The 3,684-nt window shown below is 68.2% G+C and carries 3 protein-coding genes, 1 tRNA gene and 1 pseudogene; 1 reads left to right on the top strand and 4 read right to left on the bottom strand.

All coding sequences use genetic code 11. The annotated features are described in order from the left end of the window. The 3 genes and pseudogenes from A5704_RS14660 to A5704_RS14650 all read right to left on the bottom strand — a co-directional run. Positions 1-1,404, bottom strand: a pseudogene (locus A5704_RS14660) (hypothetical protein); the annotation flags it as partial. A gap of 131 nt (positions 1,405-1,535) precedes the next feature. Beyond that, positions 1,536-2,108 (bottom strand): dCTP deaminase, encoded by a 573-nt coding sequence (dcd, locus tag A5704_RS14655; RefSeq protein WP_067749071.1) that lies wholly within the window; start codon positions 2,106-2,108, stop codon positions 1,536-1,538. A gap of 34 nt (positions 2,109-2,142) precedes the next feature. Continuing rightward, positions 2,143-2,799, bottom strand: a complete 657-nt coding sequence (locus A5704_RS14650) for a hypothetical protein (RefSeq protein ID WP_197499082.1) — start codon at positions 2,797-2,799, stop codon at positions 2,143-2,145. A 184-nt stretch (positions 2,800-2,983) separates the two neighbouring features. Here A5704_RS14650 and A5704_RS14645 point away from each other — a divergent pair. Next, positions 2,984-3,057, top strand: a tRNA-Gly gene (locus A5704_RS14645). Positions 3,058-3,101: 44 nt separating this feature from the next. Here A5704_RS14645 and A5704_RS14640 read toward each other — a convergent pair. Beyond that, a partial coding sequence (locus tag A5704_RS14640) for a site-specific integrase (RefSeq protein ID WP_156737681.1) occupies positions 3,102-3,684 on the bottom strand: 583 nt, incomplete at its 5' end.

Genomic DNA, 3,684 nt, shown 5'->3' with positions numbered 1-3,684 from the left:
CCCGGGCGGAGTCTGGTGCGGCGGCCACTGGGGCCCCGTGCCGCCGGTCTGTGGCGGTTCGGGGACGTGCACCGGCGGTTGGGGCAGCACAGGTGGCGGGGCCGACACGTGCGGCGGCCCCTCAATCACCGGCGGCGTCAGCACCGGGTTGGGAACTGGTACGCGGATCGGGGGCAAGATCACCGGCGCGATCGGGGGGACCACGACGGGAACCGGCACCACCGGAGCCGGGGCCGCGGGAATGGGCGGCGCCGCGGGCGGCGGAGGGGCCGCCGGCAGCGGCGCGGCGAACTGCGGAGTCATCGGCTTCGGTGCCGCTACCGGCTCGGGCAGGTTGAGCTTCGCCGCCGGGGCCGACGCCTGGACGGGGGCAGGCGCCTCCTGCGTCGGCACGATCAGGTGCTGCCCGGGGGTGGGCTGCAGCGCGACGGTGCCGGTCGTGCGGATGCCGATCGCCAGCGCGATCTCGAGCGCCAGCACCGCGCTGATGCCGGCGACCGCCAACCCGCTTCCGATCAGCAAGGCCGGCCGGCGCCGCGGTTCGCTTTCTTCGGGCATAAAGAGCTTCTCGATGACGACGGTCGGCGAGTCCGCGTCCTCGTCCGGTACCGCGCTGTAAGCCCGCTCGTCGTCGACCGCCTCGGGCCCGAACGGCACATAGAGGTATTCGGGCAGCGAGTACTGGTCGACGGCACCGGTGCCGGGATCTTGGGCGTATGCAAGCGCGGCGGTCGACGAGGCGAACAGCGGCGCGTTGGCCGAGGCCAGGGCGGCGCCGCGGGCCAGCGCCGTCTCCGGCTCCTCCGGCACGCTCACCGCGAGGGAGGTCGCCGTCTGCAGCGCCGGCTTCAGCGGGGCGATGTCGACGCCCGAGCCGACCACCAGCACGCCGTCCGGCGCGGCCTCCAGCTTTTCCAGCCCGGCGATCATGCCGCCGAGCTGGGCGGCGGCCTGGTCGTAGGAATCGGCATAGATCGGCTGCTTGTAGACGTCGGGAATCGAGCCGTCGGAAGTCTCGACGACCGCGAGCGTCGCGGTGTCGGGCTCCACGAACATCACGGCCGTTCGCTCGTAACCCATTGCGCCGCCGACGTTTTGGGCCAGCGCCGTCGCCGCCAAAAAGGCGGACACCAACATGACGTTTTCGATGCGGTAAGCGGCAAGCGCGTCGCGCAGCGCCGCCGCCTCGAGCTGGTCGGTCCAGGTGACACCGATGGACGACACCTCGAGCCCGGCGTCGGCCGCGCCCTCCCGGGTGCCCAGGATCGCGGCGAGCACCTGGTCGGACGCGCTCGCGGTGGCCGCCTCGTCGGCGGCGGAGACGTCGAAGACGTCCTCTTCCACGGTGGCACCGTCGGCGTATTCGCCTTCCAGGACAACCATTTGGATCGATGCCGGTGCCATCGACACCCCGAGCACGATTTCCAAGACAACCCCTCCAAAGGTATTGCGAGGCGAACCACGGCTAGGCGGAGGAAAAAAACCATGGCTAACTAAGTATCGCGCAGAAAGGGGGCGCGGGCGGCCCGCAGAACCTATGTAGACCTTATGAAGTTCTGATAGGAGCGCGACGGCGTGGGTCCGCGCTGGCCCTGGTACTTCGACCCAACTTGCGAACTGCCGTAAGGGTGTTCGGCCGGGCTGGTCAACCGCAGGATGCACAGCTGACCGATCTTCATGCCCGGCCACAGCGTGATCGGCAGGTTGGCGACGTTGGACAGCTCCAGCGTGATGTGGCCGCTGAAGCCCGGATCGATGAAGCCGGCGGTCGAATGCGTCAGCAGCCCCAGCCGGCCCAGCGACGATTTGCCTTCCAGCCGGCCGGCGAGGTCCTCGGGCAGGGTGAACAGTTCCAGCGTGGAGCCGAGCACGAACTCCCCCGGATGCAGCACGAACGGCTCGCCGTCCACGGGTTCGACCAGCGTCGTCAGCTCGTCCTGCTGCTTCGCGGGGTCGATGTGGGTGTAGCGGGTGTTGTTGAAGACGCGGAACATGCAGTCCAGGCGGACGTCGATGCTGGACGGCTGCACCAGGGCGTCGTCGTACGGGTCGATGCCCAACCGGCCTGCGGTGATTTCGGCCCTGAGGTCGCGATCGGAGAGCAGCACGCGACGAGCCTATCCGCTGCTCGCCGTCGCGCGGTCAGTCGGCGAGATACATCTCCCCACCCTTGGGGTACCCCCCGCCGGTGGTGGTGACGTGGACGTGGTCGTAATGCCCGAGCCGGCTCGGTTGCGCGCCGCCCGGCGTGTAGTAGACGCCGCGCCAGATCGCGTCCTGGATCCCGAAGCGTTTCGCGTTACTCATGACGTACGCGACGATCTCGTCGCCCAGGGCGATCCCGTCGGCGCTCTGCGGGTTGGGGATCATCACGTCGATCGCCAAACCGAGCGGGTGCCAGGGCAGCGGATCCGGTCGCACGCCGCCCATTTCGTGGATCTGGGGGAACTTTGCGGTGATGGCGCGCGAGACCAGGATCGTCCTCACCTGGAGGCCCTGTTCGGGGGTAAGCCCGGCCGGCAGGAACCGGGATCGGGTGTGGTACCTGGACGCCGCGAGGGGCGCATCCATGCCGTCGCCGCGGGACACATCCGACGCCAGCACAATCCCCACCGGCTTTGCCGGCACGATTTCTAAGCAGCACTCTGAGGCGTCGCCAATAACGGGTTGCGCGATGGGACGGGGCACGAAAGGCGCGTCATCGCCGGCCGCCGCGAAGAACACCGCAGCCGGGGCCAGCGCCCCTGCCAGGAGCAGCGGCGATTTACGGCGCTTCTTGGCTAAGCTGTGCCGACCCACCCCAGGCACATTACGACATGATCACGAAAGAATAAACACACGTCTTCGAATTTGCAGGACAGCGGCCATTTCCGCGGCGGCGGGCATTTGTGCGGCAGGGTCGACGCCCGCGGTCGGGTCGCTGGTGGCCGCCCTACTCGCCCAACGGATCCGCCGCCGGATGCTAGCCTTCGTTGTCGACAGCGCCGATGTAGTTCAATGGCAGAACATCAGCTTCCCAAGCTGAATACGCGGGTTCGATTCCCGTCATCGGCTCCACTTTGACCAGTACGAGTGTTGTTCGACGGCGTTCGAAACATTCCTCAGTGACACGTGGGTGACACAACCCGGTCGAACGTCGCCCCGGCAGCTTTCAGTGCGTCGGCCTGACTGTGCGCATAGAGCCGCATAGTCAGGCTGGCGTCCTTGTGGCCGATCCACGCGGCGATCACAGCGACCGGCACCCCGGACAGATGCATCAAAGTTGCGGCTGTGTGCCGCGCCGCGTGCAGCTTGATATGCCGCACTCCCGCCGCCTTGACCGCATCCCGCCAGTAACGCGAGAGCACCGCTGGGTTATACGGCTGGCCAGCTTCATTGCACACCACGTACTCCCACGCGCCACCCCCAAGCGCCAGCCGTTCACGCGCCTGGTGCGCCCTGGCCGCCTTCAACACGGACACCAGCCGATCCGGCAGCGGCAGCGTGCGCCGCGACGCCCACGATTTCGGATCGTTTTCGACAGTTGCACCGCCCGCGCTCACTCGGTTGTTCGCGACCGTCAGCGTGCGCGCGTCGAGGTCGATATCGTTCCATCGCAGCCCGGCGACCTCACCGCGTCGCAGGCCGGACAGGGCCAGCTCCCAGGCGTGCGCCAGCCTGTCACCGTCGAGCGCCGCCAGCAGT

Source organism: Mycobacterium sp. E735 (assembly GCF_001666955.1).
GTDB lineage: Bacteria > Actinomycetota > Actinomycetes > Mycobacteriales > Mycobacteriaceae > Mycobacterium.
This window is presented reverse-complemented; position numbering and strand designations above follow the sequence as displayed.